The sequence below is a fragment of the Microcoleus sp. B3-D2 genome (genome assembly GCF_036705345.1).
Taxonomy (GTDB): domain Bacteria; phylum Cyanobacteriota; class Cyanobacteriia; order Cyanobacteriales; family Microcoleaceae; genus Microcoleus.
Genome location: NZ_JAUBUG010000016.1, coordinates 72,222 through 94,503 on the forward strand (window position 1 = coordinate 72,222; position 22,282 = coordinate 94,503).

At 44.9% G+C, this 22,282-nt stretch carries 18 protein-coding genes, 1 tRNA gene and 1 pseudogene; 13 read left to right on the plus strand and 7 right to left on the minus strand.

Features of this window, described 5'->3' with window-relative positions:
- Positions 1–37: 37 nt before the first annotated feature.
- The 3 genes from QUB14_RS08945 (at position 38) to QUB14_RS08955 (ending at position 3,145) form a co-directional block, all read left to right on the plus strand.
- Positions 38–586 carry a DUF393 domain-containing protein gene (locus QUB14_RS08945; RefSeq protein WP_333218309.1) on the plus strand — a complete coding sequence of 183 codons (549 nt, stop codon included), beginning with the start codon at positions 38–40 and terminating at the stop codon, positions 584–586.
- A 97-nt stretch (positions 587–683) separates the two neighbouring features.
- Positions 684–893 carry a hypothetical protein gene (locus QUB14_RS08950; protein WP_333095267.1) on the plus strand — a complete coding sequence of 70 codons (210 nt, stop codon included), beginning with the start codon at positions 684–686 and terminating at the stop codon, positions 891–893.
- A gap of 368 nt (positions 894–1,261) precedes the next feature.
- Positions 1,262–3,145 (plus strand): DUF4209 domain-containing protein, encoded by a 1,884-nt coding sequence (locus QUB14_RS08955; protein WP_333218310.1) that lies wholly within the window; start codon positions 1,262–1,264, stop codon positions 3,143–3,145.
- Between the two features lie 352 nt (positions 3,146–3,497).
- On the opposite strand, the gene QUB14_RS08960 is transcribed toward QUB14_RS08955, so the two are convergent.
- From QUB14_RS08960 to QUB14_RS08970, 3 genes are all read right to left on the minus strand, one after another.
- Positions 3,498–3,571, minus strand: a tRNA-Asp gene (locus tag QUB14_RS08960).
- A 56-nt stretch (positions 3,572–3,627) separates the two neighbouring features.
- Positions 3,628–4,755 (minus strand): esterase-like activity of phytase family protein, encoded by a 1,128-nt coding sequence (locus tag QUB14_RS08965; RefSeq protein ID WP_333218311.1) that lies wholly within the window; start codon positions 4,753–4,755, stop codon positions 3,628–3,630.
- 88 nt (positions 4,756–4,843) lie between these two features.
- Positions 4,844–6,715, minus strand: coding sequence for a TM0106 family RecB-like putative nuclease (locus tag QUB14_RS08970; RefSeq protein WP_333218312.1), 1,872 nt, complete (start codon positions 6,713–6,715; stop codon positions 4,844–4,846).
- Positions 6,716–6,875: 160 nt separating this feature from the next.
- Between QUB14_RS08970 and QUB14_RS08975 the strand changes: the two genes are divergently transcribed.
- The 3 genes from QUB14_RS08975 to QUB14_RS08985 all read left to right on the plus strand — a co-directional run bounded on the left by QUB14_RS08975 (position 6,876) and on the right by QUB14_RS08985 (position 8,955).
- Positions 6,876–8,189, plus strand: a complete 1,314-nt coding sequence (locus QUB14_RS08975) for an aminotransferase class V-fold PLP-dependent enzyme (protein WP_333218313.1) — start codon at positions 6,876–6,878, stop codon at positions 8,187–8,189.
- 66 nt (positions 8,190–8,255) lie between these two features.
- Positions 8,256–8,714, plus strand: a complete 459-nt coding sequence (locus tag QUB14_RS08980) for a DUF6972 family protein (protein ID WP_242728746.1) — start codon at positions 8,256–8,258, stop codon at positions 8,712–8,714.
- Positions 8,677–8,955 (plus strand): hypothetical protein, encoded by a 279-nt coding sequence (locus tag QUB14_RS08985; RefSeq protein WP_333218314.1) that lies wholly within the window; start codon positions 8,677–8,679, stop codon positions 8,953–8,955. The genes QUB14_RS08980 and QUB14_RS08985 overlap by 38 nt, the downstream gene beginning before the upstream one ends.
- 34 nt (positions 8,956–8,989) lie before the next feature.
- On the opposite strand, the gene QUB14_RS08990 is transcribed toward QUB14_RS08985, so the two are convergent.
- Positions 8,990–9,430 (minus strand): DUF433 domain-containing protein, encoded by a 441-nt coding sequence (locus tag QUB14_RS08990; RefSeq protein ID WP_333218315.1) that lies wholly within the window; start codon positions 9,428–9,430, stop codon positions 8,990–8,992.
- A gap of 407 nt (positions 9,431–9,837) precedes the next feature.
- Here QUB14_RS08990 and QUB14_RS08995 point away from each other — a divergent pair, with 407 nt between their 5' ends.
- Positions 9,838–11,598, plus strand: a complete 1,761-nt coding sequence (locus QUB14_RS08995) for a methyl-accepting chemotaxis protein (RefSeq protein ID WP_333218316.1) — start codon at positions 9,838–9,840, stop codon at positions 11,596–11,598.
- 371 nt (positions 11,599–11,969) lie between these two features.
- On the opposite strand, the gene QUB14_RS09000 is transcribed toward QUB14_RS08995, so the two are convergent.
- Entirely contained in the window at positions 11,970–13,199 is a 1,230-nt protein-coding gene (locus tag QUB14_RS09000) for a ferrochelatase (protein ID WP_333218317.1), read from the minus strand.
- 574 nt (positions 13,200–13,773) lie between these two features.
- Between QUB14_RS09000 and QUB14_RS09005 the strand changes: the two genes are divergently transcribed.
- The 4 genes from QUB14_RS09005 to QUB14_RS09020 all read left to right on the plus strand — a co-directional run bounded on the left by QUB14_RS09005 (position 13,774) and on the right by QUB14_RS09020 (position 17,472).
- On the plus strand, positions 13,774–14,358 hold the full coding sequence (locus tag QUB14_RS09005) for a hypothetical protein (RefSeq protein ID WP_333218318.1): 585 nt from the start codon (positions 13,774–13,776) through the stop codon (positions 14,356–14,358).
- The gene (locus QUB14_RS09010; protein WP_333218319.1) at positions 14,351–15,076 is read left to right on the plus strand and encodes a DUF3120 domain-containing protein; all 726 of its coding nucleotides are present in this window, start codon (positions 14,351–14,353) and stop codon (positions 15,074–15,076) included. The genes QUB14_RS09005 and QUB14_RS09010 overlap by 8 nt, the downstream gene beginning before the upstream one ends.
- Positions 15,077–15,273: 197 nt before the next feature.
- Positions 15,274–16,122, plus strand: a complete 849-nt coding sequence (locus QUB14_RS09015; protein ID WP_333218320.1) for an alpha/beta hydrolase — start codon at positions 15,274–15,276, stop codon at positions 16,120–16,122.
- Positions 16,123–16,230: 108 nt separating this feature from the next.
- Positions 16,231–17,472 (plus strand): pentapeptide repeat-containing protein, encoded by a 1,242-nt coding sequence (locus QUB14_RS09020; RefSeq protein WP_333218321.1) that lies wholly within the window; start codon positions 16,231–16,233, stop codon positions 17,470–17,472.
- A 547-nt stretch (positions 17,473–18,019) separates the two neighbouring features.
- Here the strand turns inward: QUB14_RS09020 and QUB14_RS09025 are convergent.
- Both QUB14_RS09025 and ggt read right to left on the minus strand, forming a co-directional pair.
- The gene (locus QUB14_RS09025) at positions 18,020–18,898 is read right to left on the minus strand and encodes a choice-of-anchor L family PEP-CTERM protein (protein WP_333218322.1); all 879 of its coding nucleotides are present in this window, start codon (positions 18,896–18,898) and stop codon (positions 18,020–18,022) included.
- Positions 18,899–19,374: 476 nt separating this feature from the next.
- Positions 19,375–21,102 carry a gamma-glutamyltransferase gene (gene ggt / locus QUB14_RS09030; RefSeq protein WP_333218323.1) on the minus strand — a complete coding sequence of 576 codons (1,728 nt, stop codon included), beginning with the start codon at positions 21,100–21,102 and terminating at the stop codon, positions 19,375–19,377.
- Between the two features lie 549 nt (positions 21,103–21,651).
- On the opposite strand from ggt, the gene QUB14_RS09035 reads away from it, so the two are divergent.
- Together QUB14_RS09035 and QUB14_RS09040 are read left to right on the plus strand one after the other, a co-directional pair.
- Positions 21,652–21,882: a helix-turn-helix domain-containing protein gene (locus tag QUB14_RS09035; RefSeq protein WP_333218324.1), complete on the plus strand. Its 231-nt coding sequence runs from the start codon at positions 21,652–21,654 to the stop codon at positions 21,880–21,882.
- Between the two features lie 115 nt (positions 21,883–21,997).
- A pseudogene (locus QUB14_RS09040) lies at positions 21,998–22,282 on the plus strand (winged helix-turn-helix domain-containing protein); the annotation flags it as partial.

Genomic DNA, 22,282 nt, shown 5'->3' on the forward strand with positions numbered 1-22,282 from the left:
GCTTTAGGAGTACCCAAGGCGCACCTGATAACTATTGATGCTTGTAAAATGTTTGTGTGCGATCGACGACATTAAAATATTTTTCCCTATGTCTGCTGCTAAAACCGAGTTTTCCGAATCTGTTGCGCCCTCACCAGAGTCTGCTGCGCCTGCTTGGCAGATTGAGTTGCTGTACGACGGTGAATGTCCTCTGTGCGTGCGGGAGGTTAATTTCTTGAAAAAACGCGACGCGGGGCGAGGTTTAGTGTCGTTTGTGGATATCGCGGATGATGGCTACAACCCGGAGGCCCACGGCGGAATCGACTACGAAACGGCGATGGGGCGGATTCACGCGCTGTTACCCGACGGTACGACAGTTAAAAATGTGGAGGTTTTTCGTCGCACCTACGAGATTTTAGGGATGGGATGGATTTATGCAGTTACTAAGTTACCAGTGATCGGGGCGATCGCCAATTGGCTGTACGGAATTTGGGCTGACTGGCGGTTGAAGCTGACGGGAAGGCCGGATTTAGCAACTATTATGAGCGATCGAACTCAGCGGATCGAGTGCGAAAGTCAGGGCCGCTGCCAACCCAACTCAAAATGAGTCATATTTAATAAGTTCGATCGACCTATCAGAAGATGTCCGCAGAAACAGACTGCAACTAACATTAAAGGTGGACTACTATTAAAGGTCAAAAAAAATGCAAGATGCAGGCTATACAGTCTTCATGGGCTTCGGTGGTCTCTGGATACTTATGGGAATTGTCGCTGTAATTTTCCTGTTCAAATCGGACGGTCAAAAACTTAGGTTTGGCAAATGGGGACTGCTAGTGGCGATTCCGATTCTCGTGCCCATCGTCCTGGTTTTGACATATCAGATAGCCCGACCCTTTATTTCCTCGCACCTTTGAGCGCTGCTGGGAGTCGATCTTTAAATTTAATTATAGGCAAAGATTGTGGGGAACTTGTGAGGAAAGTTGTAGGAAAGGGGGATAAATGTTAGGAGTCGTTGATGGGGGTGGGTGGAGAATCGGCTACAACCTCACGCTGGCTTAACTTTGAGGCTTTACGGATCACCTTGTACTACACCCTCACCGATAACTCAGGTGGTACAACGACCAAGATAAGTGGCGGCACATAACTTTTGGAACTCTACCAAAGGCTTGGGTCAGTCCGCTGCGCTCGCGAACGCGGACTCAAATTTTATGTTACAATGCACTACAAAAGGTAAGCTAGATAGATTATCTTTAACTTTAATCAATAACTGACAACCTACGCTATGTCACAATTTAAGGCTGTCCCATTGTTGAATGCAGAAGACTTTGAGAGGTATCAATGGACAGAGATACTAGACCGAGCAAACCCTAATGAATGCTGGAATTACTACGATAAATTTCAAGCGAAAGCCAAAGCCTATCAATTATCTGGTGACACGCTAGGGCAAGAAATTTTCAAATTTTTGAGTGAAATTACCTCTGTTTTCATGGAGCCTTTTGGATTGAATAGTACCTCTACTTTAGAAGAGACTATTTTACCAGAGACTATGTTAGGGGTTTTATCTGACGATCAACTCGCTTTGTTAAGGGAGTTAGTTGTCAGGGTAATTGAGCCCGAAATGCGGGCAAGAATAGCTGATATCCTCTGGATTTGTTGTAAACGAGATCCAGAAAGGAGTAGACCTATTCAGATGGCTAAAGTGGCTGTAGAGTCATATCTTCAAGCTGCTAAAAATCTTGAAAACACAGAAAATCAGAAAACTTGCGATGAAAGGCTACAGCGAGCAGCACAATTAGCCCCTATAGTTGATGGGAAGAAGAGTACAGAAATGCGCTGCATAGTGATTTCTCACATTGAGCAACTTATAGAGCGTTATGCAGTTGTAGAAAATGAGTTTATAACAGGTAGTGCAATGCAGGTACTTCAGGAGTATTTAAGGAAAAGCCGCAGTGTTATTAAGAGTAACAACCTTCCAATCTATGCAGCAAAGTATGCAGCAGTTGCCGCTCAAAAGGCAGTTTTTGCAGAAAACTTTCAAGACTACCATAAAGCTTTTTTTCAGAAGATAGCATACCGCCAGATAGAAAGCGATTGGTACAAGATAGCTAATGATAAAGAGGCTGAACGTAATGCAAGATTCAATCTTGCAGAAGTTGAGGTTTGGTATGCTCAACAGGCATTAGTTAGAAATGAGCCTAATTCCTACATTGTAGCTGCTGGGAGACTTAAAAATGCAATCGCAGCCTTCAGAAAGATTGAAGATACGTTTGGAAAAAAACAAGATACCTCCGATCGCATACAAGATTTACACAAACAAATGCTTGATTACCAGAGAGAATCAATGTCTCAAATGGTTACTATTCCTACTGCTCAACCAGAGAATTTTGATGACCCTGAAATGCAAAAAGTAGCAAGAGATATTGTGCGAGGTAAGCCATTACGTGATGCCCTGTACTCTCTGGCCTTTGGATACAAGCTAATTCGCGATCTGGCAGATATTCAGGCAGAAGGAAAAGCAGGTAAAAGTTTTAATTTAATTCCAACAGCTTTTATAGATGAAGAGGGAAAAACAAAAGCTATTAGTGGAAATGGCGAAGATAGTTTAGAGAATTCAATGTTTAGAATCGCTACTTTCTATCAGTGCTGGTATGCGCTAAATTTTATTGTTCCTGCTTGCAATCAAATTTGTTCTGAGCATAGTGTGCATTTGGAAGATTTATCTTTTGTCGTTGCTGAGAATCCATTTATTCCAAAAGGGCGTGAACCTCTTTATGCAAGAGGTTTATTAGCTGGCTTACAGGGAGATCCAGTAATTGCGGCACATCTATTAATTCCACAGCTAGAAAACTCCTTGCGTCATATTTTGAAGCAAAACGACTTTATTACGTCCCATCTCACTTCTGCCATGATTCAGGATGATTACACTCTCAATAAAGTTCTCGATTTGCCTGATTTAAAGCAGGTTTTGAATGAAAATATAATTTTTACTCTCAAGGGTTTACTCGTTGAACGAATGGGTTCTAATCTCAGAAATGAGATTTGTCATGGCTTATTTACTCACAATCAATTCTTTACACCACAACTAGCCTATCTCTGGTGGTTAACGCTGTACTTATGTCTCCTCGTACCAACTTACAGACAATGGGTTGAGAATGAAGATCAATGATAGAGATAGAGTGATACTACTGCTGCAATCGCACCACCCATCTCAAAGTAACGCCCCACCAAGAATCTCATGCCAACTTAACTCTGAAGACCAACAGATAGGGTCTTGGTCGCGTCCCACCGAGGAATCAGCAGCATAAAAACTAAATTCTACAGAAAGTTTCTGCATATCTCCCTGTAAGCGGATGACATACGGAAAGTCTCCAGATGTCACCTCATTTGAGATGATATCCAGAGACTTCCGTATCTCTACCCATTTATTGAGTAGTAAAATGTTCAACTACCCATTAATTTATAATCAATAAGAAATTGCGATAGCTTTTTTCAGCAATCTGAACATTTTCTATTTTGAACGGGACAGACGGGGCTCGAACCCGCAACTTCCGCCGTGACAGGGCGGTGCTCTAACCAATTGAACTACTGTCCCTCGTTTTGCCGTTTTTTCAGGCACAATTTCTATTATGCCTATCACTTCACCTTTTGTCAAGAGGTATTTTGAACTTTTATTTGGAAGCCCAAAATCTGAGTCTCTTGCAGGGGACTGAAGTTGTTGTCGCTCACCAAAATCAGACCTCTGCTAGCATCCGCCAAGACGGGGCCAAATGTCAACCCCTCAATGTTGTCTAGGGGAATTTTCAGCGTTTCCAAATCCAGCAGCAGGCGTTTTTGAGCGGGAGAAACCTCGCTGAGACGGCTTTTGAGGCTTTGGAGTGCTTCAATACGATCGCCCTTTTCCAGAGAAATCTCAAAAATTCTGATAGTTGTGCCGGTTTCCAGGGAGAAAGCACGCTCTAAACTCAGCAAGCGCTTATCGTCGATCGCCAACAAATCCACTAAACCGTTGCTAGTTAATTTTCCCACAGGATTCGCACCAGCGGGTAGCGGTTCGGTGATGTAGAGAAACGATGCTTGTGGATTGCCGCTCACCGCATCGTAGCGCAAAATCCGGCACGGACTCCCGGTTTCCAGGGAAGCTACGGCGCCATCTTGAACCAACGCGTTTTCGGTAGCGGTGAATAGGTATTTGCGATCGGGCGTTAAAGTTAAACTTTCAAAAGCGAGATTGTTGCGGATGCCTTTAGTGCCCTTGTCGTCGGGCAAAAATAGTTCAGGAATTGCCAGCGTTTTCAGCAGCTTACCATCCAGGGAGAACTCTTTGATAAAAGGATTTATTTGGCGATCGACATCTCCCTCAGAAGAAACAAACACGCTCTTGCCAGTAAAAGCTATCCCTTCGGGATCTAAACTTAATTCAGGAAAACCTTTGCCGTTTTCATCTAATAAAGTAGTGACACCAGTAAAAGTAATTTGCTCTTTTTCCAGTTTACCCGATTGCAAGTTAATTTTGAGAGTATAGAAGCGCGCCGGAGCCTTGCTGCTGCGGTCATCAGAAATGGCATAATAAACTTGTTTCTCGGCATCATAAGTAATGCTCGAAAGTCCGCCAATTTCCGTCCCCTGAAACGGAGAACCTGTAGGAAATATTGCTCTGCCGATAAAATCTATTTTCGTAACGGCGAAAGATTTGGCTGACTGGTTTACCCAAATAGCAACAGTTGCTGCCATCAAAAAACAGACAATAAATATAGTTGCTTTTCCTAGCTTTCGCATTTTACCAATAAATACATTATTACCTATCTTCCTCTTCCCTTTCTTCCTTCGCGCCCTTCGCGTCTTCGCGGTTCATTACATCTACAAATCACGGCTCATGATTCAGCAAAAAATTGGTCAACCAATCTTTAACCACATAAGTAGCACGACAGTCGTCCTCATTGTAGCGGACGATCGCCTCCAAGAGCGATCGATCGCCGGTTTTAAGCCAATCCTCGTACCAGCAGACGCACTGAGCGCCATTAGCCTTAGCATCTCGCCAGTCAAAACCCAGCCAGCGGGCAATTGGTTTGAGTGCGTAACTTTCCACCGGCATAATCGCTTTTTGCGTCACTTGTTTGTGAATATCTACAAACCGTTTCAGCACGGGTTTCCACAAATAAGCTGGAGTATTGTAAAGTTTAGCCAGTCGTTTAAAAGTCTTGACTTCGTAGTCGCAAAAGTGAAAAATCGGAGCAATGGGATAAGCCCACATTAATTCTAAGAATTGCTCCCAAATTGCACCTTCCTCTGCTGCTGATTCTGCTAAAAAACCGTGGAATTTTTCCGTATTGTTGGATCGGTCAACAACTAAGACTCCGTGGAGGTAATCCAAGTTTAACTCGGGTTCGGCTTCAATATCAAAGTAGAGTTCGATTGGGGCGATCGGCAAAAAGACTGATTGGGAATACGGAATTGGTTTCTTGCGGAGAATTGGCGCAGGTATAGAAGATGTGGCAGGTTTATTTTCTCTAATTTTTACTTCCTCAACGGCGATGTCATTCAAGATATTTTCTACAATATCTGGTACTATTTCAGATGAGTTAAGTTCTTCTGAATTCTCACTTCTACCTTCTTCTCGATCGTTAATCCCTGTATCCGTGTCAAAATCCGTGTCGTGCCTTCCTTCTTCCTTCTTCCCTCTTCCTTCTTCCTTCTTCCTGACATCCGTTACATCCGTTACAGAATCCGTTGCCGAACTTCCCTCTTCCTTCTTCCTTCTTCCTTCTTCCCGCAATAGCGGTTGATTTAGCAAGTGCGATTGAGCTTGCTGCACTACATCAAAGGCAACTCGGTCGGGGAATTCTGGATACTCAGAAAGCAGTTCGGAACTAGCATTAGCGAGAGCTTCTACATCAGTAATTTCGAGAGTTTTTAGTCTAGCATAGCGGCTGGCAGTAACTCCCGGTAATAACGAAAGATGTTTAATAGATTCGGCTTCGGCGTGACAGATAGTATACCAACCGCAAAGATTGCACTTTTGCCGGGAAATAAACACCTCTGGTTTATCCCGATTTTCTATCATCTGAATGCAGTTGTCTAAAATCTCGAACATCTCAGGAGTTCGCTGGTCTAGATTCACCGACCACAGCCCTTTTTTTCGCAGCATCAGCCACGCAGTATCGGGCGTTGTTTCCTGCACGGAAGCTAAAACTTGGGCGTGAAAAGCTGCGATAATTTGATACTCTAGTTTTGGTCGCTTGCTAAGCCAAATATCCGCAGTAATATAACTCCAATCGCCAAATTTTGATTTTCCCGGCTGTTTGATTAATAAATGGGGGCGGCCGATCAGGGTAATGTTTGAAGAGGGAAGATTGGAGGATGAAAGATGAACGGGAGTTTCGGGGAGTTCGCCAAATTCGGGGAAATATTGACTGTCAATCCCTACCATAGAAGTTGTTGCGGCTTTGGTTTGGCCGAATTCGCCCTGGATGAGAACTCCTCGGTAAATGCGATCGACCCCTTGCTGCATTAAACTCAATGTAGCGGCCGCGCCGGCTTCCCAATCCCCTCTAGGATAATATGGTTGTTGGTAAGTCTCGTGTTCCAAAGCTTGCTGCTGGTATGTGGCGCTGTCGCGCATCAGTTTCAGCAGAAAGTCGCTGGGGGGGTCTAGTTGTTTCCAGTCTCCGCAGGTGTCTAAAAATGCTCGGAGATGGCATCGCTGATAGGAAAGTAGCAGTTTGTCAGTTATTAACATTTAGTATTCGCAAGGCATAGAATAATTAGAAGGAAAGCACGATACGAATTTGGACACGGATACAGGGATTGATTATTTAGCTTGAGGCAAAAGTCAAAGGATAGAAAGTTCACACCATCAGTTATTCAATATTAACGCTATCAATAATTCCCCAGAAAAAATGACAAAGGACAATCACCGGCAACAATTCCCTGCTTTGACCAATAAAGCTTATTTTAACTACGGCGGACAAGGGCCGCTGCCTGAGCCTGCTTTAGACGCGATTTATCAGGCTTACAAACGGGTGCAACTTGGCGGGCCGTTTTCGGGGGAAGTGGGGGGTTGGGTGGTTCAGGAGGCGATGCTGACGCGACGTGCGATCGCATCTGAATTGACCGTACCTCCTGAAACGATTGCCCTCACTGAAGATGTCACCGTCGGCTGCAATATTGCGCTGTGGGGCATTGACTGGAAAGCAGGCGACCATTTGCTGCTTTCTGATTGCGAACACCCCGGCATTGTAGCTAGTGTAATGGAACTTCAGCGCCGTTTCAACATTGAGGTTTCGGTTTGTCCGTTGGCGGCAACTTTGAATGAGGGTGATCCGGTGGCGGTGATTGCTGATAGTTTGCGGCCAAATACTCGCTTGTTGGTTATCAGTCACATTTTGTGGAATACTGGGCAAGTTTTGCCTCTGGCTGAGATTGTGAAAGTATGCCATGAACCCCCCCTAACCCCCCCTTGCCAAGGGGGGGGACAAGAGGAGTTTTCCCTGATTCAAGGGGATGGGCAAGAGGATTTGTCCCTGATTCAAGGGGATGGGCAAGAGGATTTGTCTCTGATTCAAGGGGGGAGACAAGAGGAATTGTCTGCAAAGAAGCACAAAGTTAGAGTATTAGTTGATGCGGCTCAATCGGTGGGGGTTTTGCCTTTAAATTTGATTGAATCGGGGGTTGATTTTTATGCTTTTACTGGTCACAAATGGTGGTGCGGCCCGGAAGGTTTGGGGGGGCTTTATGTGAGTGCGGAAGCTTTGGCAGATTTGCATCCGGTGTTTATCGGTTGGCGGGGAATTGTGACGGATGCTAATGCTAAAGTCCTTGGCTGGAAGTCGGGATCGCAGCGCTATGAAATTGCGACTTCGGCTTATCCTTTGTATGCGGGTTTGCGGAGTGCGATCGCCCTGCAACATGAATGGGGTACGATCGAGGAAAGGTATTCAGAAATCTGCCGTTTGAGTAAGTATCTCTGGGAGCGTTTGTCAGAACTTCCTGATGTGGAATGTTTGCGGAAATCTGCGCCGGAAGCGGGTTTGGTTTCGTTTAGATTAACTAACGGGATGCCGCACAAAAAGCTAGTTGATGTGTTGGAGAAACAGGGGATTATGGTGCGGACTATTCTTTCTCCTGACTGTGTGCGGGCTTGTGTTCACTATTTTACAACTGAGGCGGAGATTGATAAGTTGGTTGGGGCGATCGCAATTCAATTCGTATAGCCGGGGCAGGTTTATCTATAGTCCTGGACGCACGGGTAGTCAGCAACCGGGTTTTTGCGAGAATACTTGGTTACAGCCTTTGAACCGGGCAAAAAACCCGGTTCCTTTTTTTGGCATCAATATAATAAGATGGATTCGGTGTTATTGGCTACAGGCTTGCCATGTATGAGTGGAATTGACCGTGAAGTTACTCTAGAAACCCGAAGCAGTCTCATTGACAAACATCTCCCCGGAACCCAAAAAGCAGAAAGCGAACTTGAAAGCGAAGGAATTGTCCATCTCTTTAATGATAGAGAAACAATGGAAAGAGTCGCCGCAGAAATCAAGACAAGAGGCGAACGCACAGGAGCGGACGATCCAGAGGATAATTATGAACGCTATGGATTGTACTTTTCAGAACAAATTGGTTATATACTGAAAGCAGACGGTACTCGGATACCACTAAACTACGGTGAAATAAAGATTAAGAAAACCACAGGTAAATATCATGTCATACCTCGCACAAGACCCCGTACAAGCTACTAAAATCAGTCAAGAATCAGAGCAAGAGAGTGAGTGGGAGTTTGCGGAAATCTGGGCTGATACTCTGATATCTCCTCCTTATATCCTGATGTTAGTTAAGGAAAAATCAGGTAAGTTTTGCATCCATAACCCGGCACAAAATTATAAAATTATTTTTTATAGTGACAATTACGAAGCTGCTAAAATGTGGCTTTTAGAGGATGAATATGAGCGTTTGAATAGTCGCATTTTACAAGAAGTATAAAGTAATGTCGCGAAGAGGGATTTGATTATTTATGTCACCAAACTTCGTTCCCCATAGCAACTCCACTGTCAATCTCATTATGAAGATTCTCAGGCGCGATCGCCTCAACCAACTCCTCAATGGAATACCGCCAACGAGTTACCGGTTCGATAATTTTCTCAGCGTCAATAGAGGCATCTATTTCCTGAGAGTGGGCTGCATAAAAAGCGAGAACATCGTTCACTTGAGCTTCACTTAAATCATACTCAGTGGCAATTTGGTTTGGCGAAAAACCCCATTTCTGAGATGCAACTACTACTGTTTGCAACCGCAAGCGAGTGCCGCGCAAAACGGGGACGAGTTCGCCGCTAGCGCCCCGCACATAGGTGATTTCAGGAAAAGCGCGATCGTCCTTCCGCTGCTTGAGAGTAGCGAATTTTTCGGCTACAGCCCAGAGAATAAACTGATCGAGGGAAATGCCTTGGAGTGTCGCCAATTTTTCAGCTTCTTGCTGTAGCTGAACGGGTAAGTTTAAGGTGTGGGATGTCAGCGTGAATGGCAGTCAGTGGGGTTCGTAGTTTATGACTAACAATGGAGATATAGGAGATATAGCGGTTCTCAAGAAAGTGAGGTATGGGGGCGAGTCTTATGCCTATGCCCTATGCCCTATGCCCTATGCCCTATGCCCTATAAGCACCTCATGTTACTGAGAAAGGCTATAAGCTGTTAAGCATTTAAACAGGGCATGAGCAAAATGCCAAACGCTTAGACCTCAATCTTGACAACGAATCGAAATAATTGATTTAAATGCACAACAGCTTAAATTATGGACATTAATACGATCATTGTGCTTAAGCTTATAATTTATTTCAGCTATAGCCAGCCACAGCCAGGAGAACAACTATGTTTCGCAACATGAACTTACAAACAAAACTAATCAGCGCTTTTTTATTAATGGGGTTGATCGTCTTCGTGTTTGCTGGGGTAGGGTGGAACGGGGTTTCCAGGCTAAGTGTACACATCAATACCCTCAGTGATAATAGCCTGCCAAGTGTGACTGGATTGTGGAAAATTAACGAAGGACAGACCCAAATTGAGTCATCAGAGCGATTACTCTTCGATCCGGACATGACTAAGGCAGAAAGGCAAGCAGCATTAACTAGAATCCAAAATGCCTGGAAACAAATCAACAAAGGCTTTCAAGAATACGAAGGGACTCCACGTACCCCAGAAGAAGACAGAAAATACAAAAAATTTCAGCAAGACTGGGATGCTTGGAAGAAATCCCATGAAAAATTGCTGAATATCGAGCAAGACTATAACCAAATAGGTATCCGCAATCCCTGGAAAAGGCAGGTTGAGCTAATCAGTCAGGGGAAGGGAAATTCACCAGAGATAGCAGCAGTTAAAACAGCACTGGAACTCCGTAGCAGGATGGATGAGTTTGCCTCAAGCACAGAGGAGCCTTTATTTAATACAGCTACAGATTCAATTCTATCAGTTATAGCAATCAATGAAGACATTGCCGACAAAGCTAAAAAATCAGCCGATCAGGATATAAATCAGACTGGATTCTGGGTTCTTGTGGGTATGATTCTAGGTCCGGTGACAGCGATTATTTTGGGAATATTCTTGAGCATTACGATCGCCAAGCCCATCGACAAAGCCCTCAAAAGCATTGTCAATATGATTGTCAGTTCTTCCAGCCAAATTGCCGCTACAGTTGAGCAGCAAGAACGGATCGTCAATCAGCAAGCAACGGCGGTGAATGAAACTACTTCCACAATGGATGAATTGGGAGCATCATCGCGCCAATCAGCAGAGCAAGCAGAATCAGCACTGGATAATGCACGTCAAGTTTTAAACCTAGCGGAGGAAGGAGCCACAGGCGCACGTCAAGTTTTACACCAGGCGGAGGAAGGAGCCACAGGCGCACGTCAAGTTTTAAACCAGGCGGAAGATGGCAATAAGGTAGTGGAGAAATCTCTAGAAGGAATGTCTGAGTTAAGAGAAAAAGTGGCGACGATCGCCGCACAGATTATGCGATTGAGCGAGCAGACTACTCAGATTGGCAGCATTACAGGCAGTGTAACAGATTTAGCTACTCAGACGAATATGTTAGCTTTGAATGCCTCAGTCGAAGCTGTTCGGGCTGGAGAACACGGTAAAGGATTTAGAGTTGTAGCTAATGAAATTCGCCGACTGGCAGATCAGAGTAAAAAATCAGCCGAGAAAATTAATACCATCATTACTGATATCCAGAACGCGATCAATTCCACAGTCATTGCTACAGATGAAGGCACGAAAACAGTCAAAGAAGGTATCAAACTTTCTCAAGATACAGCCCAAGCTTTTAAACAGGTAACACAGTCGATCAATGATATCGTTTTGAAAAATCAGGAGATGACGATCGCGGCTATCAACAATAGCGTTTTGAAGAATCAACAAATGACTCTCGCTTCTATCAACGATATCGTTTTGAAGACTCAACAAATTTCTCTCAATGCCATGCAACAAGCATTAGCCGTCCAACAAGTAGTTGAAGCAATGAATACTATCAATTCTGGAGCTAAACAAACTGCTAGCGGCATTAATCAAACTAAGGTAGGTACTCAACTACTAAACGATGCAGCTCAAAATCTTAAAGTATTGAGTGCCAAATAGAGAGATTATATCGATTCCGGTTGCACTCCTCATGATTGTTAACAGTTCACTGTAAGTCAAAAAACTGAAAATTACGCTTATATTTGGTTGCCACTTTACTATTCCGATGAAGCGCAGATTTGATATGAGACCAGAAATGTACGGGAAAATAATTTTTATTTTAGTCTAATCTCTAATCTGTATTTTGTATAAGAAGCAAAGTTGCGGGTTATTAGCGATTTCCAGCGATCTATTACGTCACTGAGATTTTTCCCATTTTTTTACCCAAGATTGTGGCTGTCATTTTTAAGTTTTACAGTACCATAAATAAGCCAAAAAATAGCCCTTTCTCTAAAAAAAGCAAAGGGCTATCGACTTTTTAACTCAATTAATTAATGACTGTGCCCGTGCCCGCCATGAGAATGCCCGTGCCCGCCATGAGAATGCCCGTGATCACCATGAGAATGCCCGTGATCCCCATGAGAATGACCGTGCCCTTCATGAGAATGCGCGTGCTCGCGCTGCGCCGAAGCCAAACTCGGATTAACAGCAACCGCCGTTTCACTCAACAACGCTTCAATCTGCGGATTTGCCCACTCAGCGGCCATTTTCAGAAACTCTGGATGGTCGTTAACGCAAGGCAATTTGCGGTAAGTAACTCCTTGACGCTGTTTCTGCAAAGACTCAATAATGTGGTCTACATCTAACAATGTTTCGTGATTTTCTGTGGCAAATCCGATCGGCATAAAGACGATCGCAGTTGCACCCAAATCAATCAAATTCTTCGCAGCTAACGTCGCATCCGGCTGTGTCCATTCAATCAGCGGCGTGTCGTGATTCAGCCAACCCACCGAAATCAAAGGATAGCGGTGCATCAAACGTTCCCGCACGCGATCGTACAAAGCTTGACTTTCCACAATACCCGAAGTAAAGCCCTTCGCCTTGTGCGGACAACCGTGATTCATCAGCACAATCCCAATCTGAGAAGGCAAATGCGCTACAGCTAAATCGTTCTTAATTTCCTCTTCCACCAAATCCGCCATTAGCTGGATGTAAGCCGGTTCATCGTAAAAAGAAGGAATGTAGCGCTGTCCTTTTACCCAATGTTCCTTACCATCAAAGGTTTGTGCTAAAGCTTTATTCACCTGTTCCACAGCAATGCCACTGGTGAAAACAGAATCAACTACCAACAGCGGATAAATCAGAATTTTGTCAAATCCTTCTGCTTGAATTTGAGGAATTACTTGTTCCGGCAAAAACGGCGCGCAAAAGTTAAAAGCTTTGAACACTTTTACTTTATCGCCCCATTTCTCCTGTAAATTCTTTTCAATCCCAGCGCGCTGCTGTTCAAAAATTGCATTGTGCGGCGAAACGAATTGACCGTGTTGGTGACTCCACTCGTGCAAGTCAAAGATTGCTAAAATCTTCGCCAGCGGCGGATAAATCCAAAGCGGTACTGGCGCAAACTTTGCCGTCAGTAAGTTTAAAGCTTGTTCGTTGTAGTTGGCAAAATCGTCGTAGCTTTCGACTTCGCCGTAACCCATCAGCAATACAGCAACGCGATCGTTACTTGCGGGTGCTGCAGATGTTTTGAAATCGATTTTTTCTGGAGAAGCAACCACTTTGTATTCCTCAATTTTATTTATTCTAAGAGATCCAGGCAGGATGAAGGGTGAATGGGAGATTTTTCATTTTTTGCGATCGCACGAGTGACGTGCGCGGGGCTGATTCCCGGTTTCTGCGCCCATACTTCCCGGTTAAACCTCTTATTTATCCTAGAAACCGGATTGATGAGCATCAGTCCTAAGTGGGTTTTTTGACCGTGACCCCAAATTCGTAGCAGCTATGCTGGCAGGCCTCTAATTTTCACAGTCCTGTTTGTTTAAGCTTTTGTGGGGTCGGCTTCGACGCCGGAAAAGTTAAATCTAAATACAGAACTGCTTAAAACTAGAATCAGCCTTTGCTAAGCTTGACAGGAGATGGGGCGGGGGGGGATAAGTTTCATGTTTTCTTAAGACTCCCTCACTTTGGCTCAGATTAATGCGGTTTGGAGCGTTCCCAGCTTTTAACTTGGGGGGATACTCTTCAAACTTGACTCTATTATAAGTTTAACACCCTATCCCCTGGGGTAGTATATGATAGAGTAGGTATATGATAAAGTTATGTTGCGAACTATATTAACTTTCTTGACGAACTATGAGACTGGTAATTTGCCCCGGAGTCCACGAACCAAAGCTAACCGACTGTTTCCTGGCGGGACTTTCGGGGCTTTGGGGACTGGCAGCCGATCGCCAAAACCAGCAAATAGTCGATCGTGTCAAGATTTTTCCCGCTCATAAATATCCGCCTTTTTCAGCTCTTGACATATTCCACTTTTTGTGCAGGGAAGAGTTAGGAGGAGAAAGTCTAGTATTTGTCAGCTTTTCGGCAGGAGTAGCCGGGGCGATCGGGGCGGCTTGGATGTGGCAGCAACTCGGCGGCAAAGTCGGGGCTTTTTTTGCCTTAGACGGTTGGGGAGTACCTCTGGTGGGCAATTTTCCCATCCACCGAATCAGCCACGATCGCTTTACGCACTGGAGTTCAGCAATTCTCGGTGGCGGTGGAGAAAGCTTTTATGCAGATCCGGCGATCGAACATTTGGATTTATGGCGAGCTCCCCAAACGGCAAAAGGCTGGCACGTCAGCCAAACCGCCGCCGGGATTGAGACTGTCGCACCCACAACCGCAGCAAAATTTTTAGTCCACCTATTGAAACTATACGGAGTCCAATCAGTTGTTTAATCTTAATTTAGTATCATCAGCGATCGCACCTATTGCCACCATCGCCCGCCTCGACAATTCTGTCACTTCCAGCACAACAAACACCATCAAACAGTGGCTGATATTTGGTGCCTCAGCATTTTTAGTCTCAATTCCAGTCTTCGTGCAAGCACCGTTAGTGCGTTTATATCCAACCATCAGTTTGCTATCAACTATCCCCTGGTTCGTTCTGAGTTTAATTCTAATTTTCCGCCCCAAAACCCAACTTTGGGGAGATTTATTATTAGGATTTGCCGGATGTTGGCTCGCAGGTTCTATCTATTGGGGCTGGTTTAGATGGGAACCAATTTTACATCTACCTATAGAATCAATTGGCTTGCCTTTTGCTATTTGGTGCTTGGGCAAATCTTGGGGAAAAGTTGGTGGCTATTTTTACTTGGGTTCGCTATTCGGTACTGCCATTACTGATTTATATTTTTACTTAACAGGGTTGATGCCCTACTGGCGGCAAGTGATGCAGGCGGAACCGGAATTAGCAATGCCGATTTTTCAAAGTGCGATAGGTCAAATTGAAACTCCTTGGGGCATAGGCTGTGCTCTAGTTTTAATCGCTGTGCTGCTAACAGTCGGTTTGCTGAGTTTGCGCGATCGAGAACTGCACTGGCGCGCTTTCAGCGGAGCTGTGTTAAGCACGCTTTTGGTAGATGGTTTATTTTGGCTGGCTGCTTCTGCTGCTTAATATCTATGATTAGTTTTTATGGGGGTGATTTTTGACCGCAAATGTGGGCGGATTGACGCAGGTTAACGCAGAGTTTTTTGATGGATATAGTCTTGAGATTCCTGACTTTTTTTTAAGAAGTCGGGAATTTGGGCATTTACTGAACAATTATGAGTTAAAATCTAAAATCTAAAATCTAAGCATCCCAAATCAATATCATGTCTTTCATTTCAATTCGCGGTGTAGAACATTATTACGAGTGGATAACAGCAGATAACACGGCCCAACCTAGCGGGAAACCAGTGATGGTATTTCTGCACGGCTGGGCGGGTTCAGCGCGCTACTGGGAAAGCACGGCCCGGGCTATTGCTGATGATTTTGATTGTTTGCTTTACGATATGAGAGGTTTTGGTCGATCGCCTCTGCCAAAAGAGCCTCCTGAGTCCAGCTACGAACTCGAAACCTATGCCCGCGACTTAGCGGAATTATTAGAATCTCTGAATTTAAGCCGCGTCTTTCTCAATGCTCACTCCACAGGTGCATCAATTGCTACTTTATTTCTCAACCTTTACCCCGAAAAAGTAGAAAAAGCAATTCTCACTTGCAGCGGGATTTTTGAATACGACGAAAAATCTTTTACAACTTTTCACAAATTCGGTGGCTATGTGGTAAAATTTAGACCGTCTTGGTTGGCATCGATCCCCTTTGCCGAGCGGCTATTTATGGCCCGGTTTTTGCGCCGTTCCCTGCCCACAGAGGTCAGTCTGGCGTTTCTCAAGGATTTTTTAATGGCAGACGAGCAAGCTGCTATAGGTACAATGGTGACGGCCGTCAGCAAAAGAGCAGCCGAGGAAATGCCCCAAGAATTTGCGCGGCTGAGTGTTCCCACACTGCTTGTGGCCGGAGAATTCGACCAAATTATCCCCGCCGTCATGGGAGAGCAAGCAGCCTCCCTCAGCAAAAAAGTAGAATTTGTTATAATTCCGAATACGGCTCACTTTCCGATGCTGGAGGATGCCGCAACATATTTGCAGCGAATTCGAGAATTTTTGCCAGCAGCGGCTTAGCTGAGTTATTGTTCATCTAATGTACGATCGGACAAGCAAGCTTTGAGAACGGCTTTTGCTCCGATCTTAATTTTTAATTCCTAATTTCTTAAAGCGAAAGGTGGTACAATGAACGACCTCGACCAATACTATAAAGTGCTGGGACTGTTGCCGGGAGCTTCCAGAGAAGAAATTAGCCAAGCCTACAAGGATTTAGCGTTCATTTGGCACCCCGATCGCATCCCCAAAGACAATCCCAGACTACTACAGAAAGCTGAAGAAAAGATTAAGGAAATTAATCAAGCTCGCGAAAAATTGCGATCGATTCAACCAAGAGGTCAGAATCAGAACGTTCAGCAAAAACATACTCAGCACAAACACACCCAGTACCAAAACACCCAGCAAAAACACACCCAGCACCAAAACACCCAGCAACAAAACGCTCAGTACAGAAACACTCAGCAACAAAACACCCAGCAACAAAATACTCAGTACAGAAACACTCAGCAACAAACTACCCAGCAACAAAATACCCAGTACAGAAATACTCAGCAACAAAATACCCAGCAACAAAATACTCAGTACAGAAACACGCAGCAACAAAATACCCAGCAACAAAATACTCAGCAACAAAATACCCAGCAACCCAATACTCAGCAACCCAATACTCAGCAACCCAATACTCAGCAACCCAATACTCAGTACCAAAACACTCAGCAACCCAATACTCAGTACCAAAACACTCAGTACCAAAACACTCAGTACCAAAACAATCAGTACAGAAATAGTCAGTATCCCAACACCCAGCACCAAAACACCCAGCCACCATCGGCCAACCCAAAAGAACCCCGCTACTCTTCTGAACCCTCTTCAGGAAAATATGCTGGAAATTATGCGGGAAACTATGGGGGAAACCCTGCAGGGCCCTATTCAGAGGCGTCCCGCTACCAATCGCAGCCGCCGCCATCTCAGTCATCTCCGTCTTACCGCCAAGCTGGGCCGCAAGCTCCCGATTTGAGCGGTTCCAACTTCAAAGGAGCTTCCTTAAAAGAAAAGGATTTTTCAGGAAGAAACTTGAGCAATGCAAACCTGAGTGAAGCCGACTTAAGTGATGCTTTTCTACACAACGTCAATCTCACAGGCGCGAATTTGCACCAAGCAAACTTGTTCAGGGCCAATTTGTTAGGAGCTTGTTTGATCAATGCCAACTTGAGAGAAAGCAACTTAATCGGAGCCGATTTGAGCGGTGCTGACTTGAGCGGTGCTGACTTAACAGGAGCGAAAATCGGTTACGGCGATCGAGTTATGGTCAAACTTACCCGGACTACATTAACAGGTACAATCTTACCCGACGGTACTGTTCATAGCTAAATTATTTAGTTTTTAAGTCTGTGGTTGTAGACGCGGGTTTTACCCAAAATATTTGCTGCAACTCCAAATACAAAAAAATTTGCCCTTCGCGAATTTGGGATAAAAACTTATATTCTGTCCGCTAGAACAACCGCAATAAAATTGGTTCGTAGTGAGGGCGTTCGTCGTCAGAATTGTATGAGGACTTGCATTCCTCGCTGCGTACCCATAATGGTTAAATTACTTGACATGATATTACGCGATCGCGATCGCACAAACCGAGTTTTTTTACCCGGTTCAATAACTGCAACGAGGTCTTTTCATTCATCAAACCCCGTTTCTGTCTCCAACACGGCTAATCGAGATTCATATTACAGCAACCGCCAAAATGGTTCCTGTTATGTTTATTCCTTCTTCCTTCTTCCCTTCTTCCTTCTTCGTTCTTCCTTCTTCCTGACATCCGTTACATAATCCGTTGCCGAACTTTCTTCTTCCTTCTTCCCTTCTTCCTTCTTCCTTTTATCCGTTACATCCGTTACATAATCCGTTGCCGAACTTCCTTCCGTTATTAATTACTTCCGACACGGCGATTGCGTAACTTTCGTCCAGCAGCCAGCATAGCGCCTCCCGCCATCAAACCTCCCACAGTCATCGGTTCGGGAACCGGCTCAGGTTGAACCGTCCCCACAGAACCGCCTTTAATAAATACAGCAGAATCTAACTTCCCATCGCCCACATCTTTAATGCGGATACTGAGAACATTCGTCTGATTTTTCTTGAGCAAACCCTCAAAACCTAAAACTTTAGTAAAACCGTCCAGCTTAACGATGTTAGCAGCAATACCTGTCAAACTTGGGTTGTCAATATAGTCGGGATGATCTTTAGAGCGATTATGTGGATCTGGAACAAGATTATTAATCGTAACTGTTTTTCCGTCGCTCAATTTTGCCAAATTAATGCCGTTCAGCAGCAGTTCAAAATCGTCATTATATTTAGAACCGCCGAACTCAGGAAACTCCTCAGAAGCAAATACATATTGAAAGAACAACTTTTCAACTGTGCTATTAGCAAAAAAGCTGAGGTTTAGCTGAGTCACATCCCCCTTTTCACCCTTAGGACCAAAGTCCGTGCTTAAATCGCTGTCCTGTGTCGTGAAGTTATCTTTCCGATTCTGACCCGGTATATCGGCGACTCTACCAGTGCTCAGAACAACACCTGATTTCAAACCGAAGGGGTCATTAGTGAAAGTACCAAAAGCAGCCGAATTACCCGTAGTTGAAACAGAGAAATTACTCAACCCGGCTGTATTAGCCCCCAATAAATTATTTTTTAAAATCTCAGCGTTATTAGTGGCCCCTACCGAAAATGCCATTGCTGGTGCTGCCAACAAACTCAGAGCAGTAGTTAAGGTAGCTGTTAAGGCAGCAATTTTGTGACTAATTATCATAAATTTTTCCTGGAAGATACAAACCTGATTCTCTGCACAACTTCATTTTTACATTATATAACTATTAATGTCTAGCATCTTTACAATAACTTTACATATAAGTGGATTTACGCTTTTGGTGGTTATTTTGTTGGGTAGTTCTTGGCAGTTTGTCCGCCTATAAACCTCAGCGAAAAAATAGGGAGGCAAAAATACACGTACACAGACTAATAATTTCATGACTTACGCACTGGAGACAAAAGAAACCAGGTTTTAATACCGTTTGCGATATTCAAAATGACTAATGACTAATGACTAATGACTCATGACCTCGCCCAAAAAACGGATATCAGCCCCCCAATCCTGTCGTAGAGATATCAAAATTTTGACCCTAGTTCAACCTCGCAGATTCATCTCTGGAGTAAATCTAAAATCGTTGAGTCGCCGAAGTCTCGCCCCCGTCTGAAATCTAAAATCTCTAATCGACTGACTGTTGACTAAAACCCCCTTGCTTCTCCTTCGCCGCGCCGGTCGGCAGCCCCTTCCAACCAACCATCCGTAGTCAGGACGATCGCATTGGCATTGCCCCAGCCGTCACCTTCGACAATCTGGTGTCCCCGCCGCCGCAACGGAGAAAGCGTCGCAGCCTCAAAACCTCCCCGTTCCACCATCAGGCGATCGGGCTGCCACTGGTGGTGTATCCGAGGTGCAGACACAGCATCGCCGACATTCATGTCGTAAACCAACACGTTCAGCACTATTTGCAACACCGTAGTAATAATCGTGCTGCCTCCGGGAGCTCCCGCTGCGAGGCGAAATTTGCCATTTTCTGTCACAATGACCGGCGTCATGCTGGATAAAGGAGTTTTCCCCGGGGCGATCGAATTTGCCTCCCCGCCCACCAAACCAAACAAATTCGGCACTCCCGGCGCCGCTGCAAAATCATCCATCTCGTTGTTGAGCAAAATTCCCGTACCCGCGGCCACGACTCCAGCCCCAAAACCGCCATTCACCGTAAACGTCAAGCTTACTACATTGCGCTCTTTGTCAACTACTGTTAGGTGGGTAGTTTCGGGAGACTCCCACAGGAGACGGTTCAAAGTTTCAGCGTCAACAGCCTTTACCTCGCTGGAGGGTCTGGCTTTTGACATTTGGATTTGCGATCGTCTCAATTTGCCATAATTGCTGCTAGTCAGAGCTTTGACCGGTACCCTCACAAAATCCGGGTCGCCCAAATACTGTGCCCGGTCAGCATAAGCAATCCTCATGCTCTCCGCCAGCAAGTGCAAAGTATCTGGACTTTGCCTCCCCAACCTCTTGAGATCCGAATCTCCCAGAATATTTAAGATTTGCAACAAATGAACGCCGCCGGAAGAAGGGGGCGACATCGCGCAAATTTCGTAAGTGCGAAAGTTGCCGCAAACCGGATTTCGCCAAATCGGCGTATAGTTTTTCAAATCTTCCAGAGTGATAAGGCCGCCGTTTTTAGCCATATCGGCGGCGATCGCCCGCGCAATGTCCCCGGTATAAAAACTCTGCGGATTTTGTGCAATCTGCCGCAAAGTCAGCGCCAAATCCCGCTGCACCAAAAGCTCACCCGGCTGGTATAAAATGCCACCACGAGTAAAAACCTCCCGCGCCGCCCGGTTTTTTTTGAACACATCCTGTCGTCGCCCGGTAGCCGTGGTAAACCGCGAACTTACCGGAAAGCCTTTTTCAGCCAGGGCGATCGCCGGCGCCACCACCTGGGCCCAAGGCAACTTACCATACTCGCGGTGCACCGTGTAAAGTCCAGCAACAGTACCCGGAATACCCGCCGCCAAATGCCCGTCCAGACTTGCCCTTTGGCGCACCTTGCCTTGCTTGTCGAGGTACATATCCCGCGCCGCACGTTTCGGAGCTCGTTCCCGGAAATCCAGCGCTTGCACAGTCCCCGTTTCCGCCCGCCGCAGCAGCAAAAAACCCCCGCCGCCGATACCCGCCGAAAAAGGCTCCACCACCGAAATCGCCAAAGCCGTAGCAGCAGCCGCATCCACTGCATTGCCTCCCTGTTGCAGCAGGGCCAGCCCCGCAGCGCTCGCCAGAGGGTGAGCTGAAACTGCCATTCCCTGTTTGCTGCGCTGTTGCTGCAAGGTTGTCTGTAGCTGCTGCTGGCAGCCGCCCAACACCAAGACTGTTAGGCAACAAGTATAAATTTGCACTTTGCTCAAGAACTTTGGCAACATTTTTTACGGGTGATTCCAGGATTTTTTACAGTATAGTTTTACGATCGTCTTCCCTAATGGGACTTAAACATTTTCGAGCCGCTTTAAAAACCCAAACCCCTCGCTGGTAATGGAAAGAGGTCGATCGCCTAAAAATGCCTGAAACCTTTGGTATAACTAGATTTATGCCCCTTCGATCTAAAACTCTTGCTCTCTTTGGGTTTGAAGCTATTTTGGCTTCAGTTTTTGTCTAAGTCCCGCTAAGACCTAGCGGTACTCAACTCAACCGCAGATAAATTACCTGTTATGGCAGACCAGGAAACGATTTGAACCTAGGAGGCTCTAACGGTGAAAGACGAAGAGAGAAATGAGGGAAAGCTTAGGACCACTTAATAATTAAACAAGTTTGAAAAACCATCTTTATTGAGAAAACACTGATTTCAAAAAAGCTGATGAAGCAGAAAAAAATCAGTTGATGAAACATTAAACATAATTCACTCAAGAATTTAGGTATACCAATTCACTATGAAGGTACACTAAAATATAGGGTAAAAGTAGAGGAAATCCAATATGGCGAACAAACTTCAGGTACAAATCCAGGAAACGGTTGAGGAACTAGAGCATCGACTCGAACGGAGTGCGACCGCCGTAAATAAAGAAAAATTACTGGTATTATACTGGCTGGCCACCAAAAAAATCCAAAAAAGAGCAGAATTAGCCACGATGTTGAAACGAGACGAATCAACAATATATCGTTGGTTAAGAGCTTACAAACAAGGTGGAATTACGCTCATTACTTAGCATAAAAAAAGCTCCCGGAAAGACTCCACATATTCCACGCGAAGTGAGAGAAAAATTAATCAAAAAACTGCAAGAACCACAGGGAGAAACAAGTTAGGGCAAATTACAGCTCTGGCTAGAAAAAGAATGCGGAATTAAAGTGAGCTATAAAGTGGTACATGACCTAGTTCATTATAAATTGAAAGCTGACCTGAAAGTCCCAAGACCCCAAAATGACAAAGCGAACGAAGAGGTGCAGGCAAGCTTCAAAAAAAAACTAGGTGAGCTCATCAAAGTAATGATGAAATATTTCGGAAAGTCCAAGTCGGTAAGGATATGGTGTAAGGACGAGAGTAGATTTGGATTGATTACTATGCCCTGCAGAATGATTACATTAAAGGGGGTAAAAGCCATTGGCAAA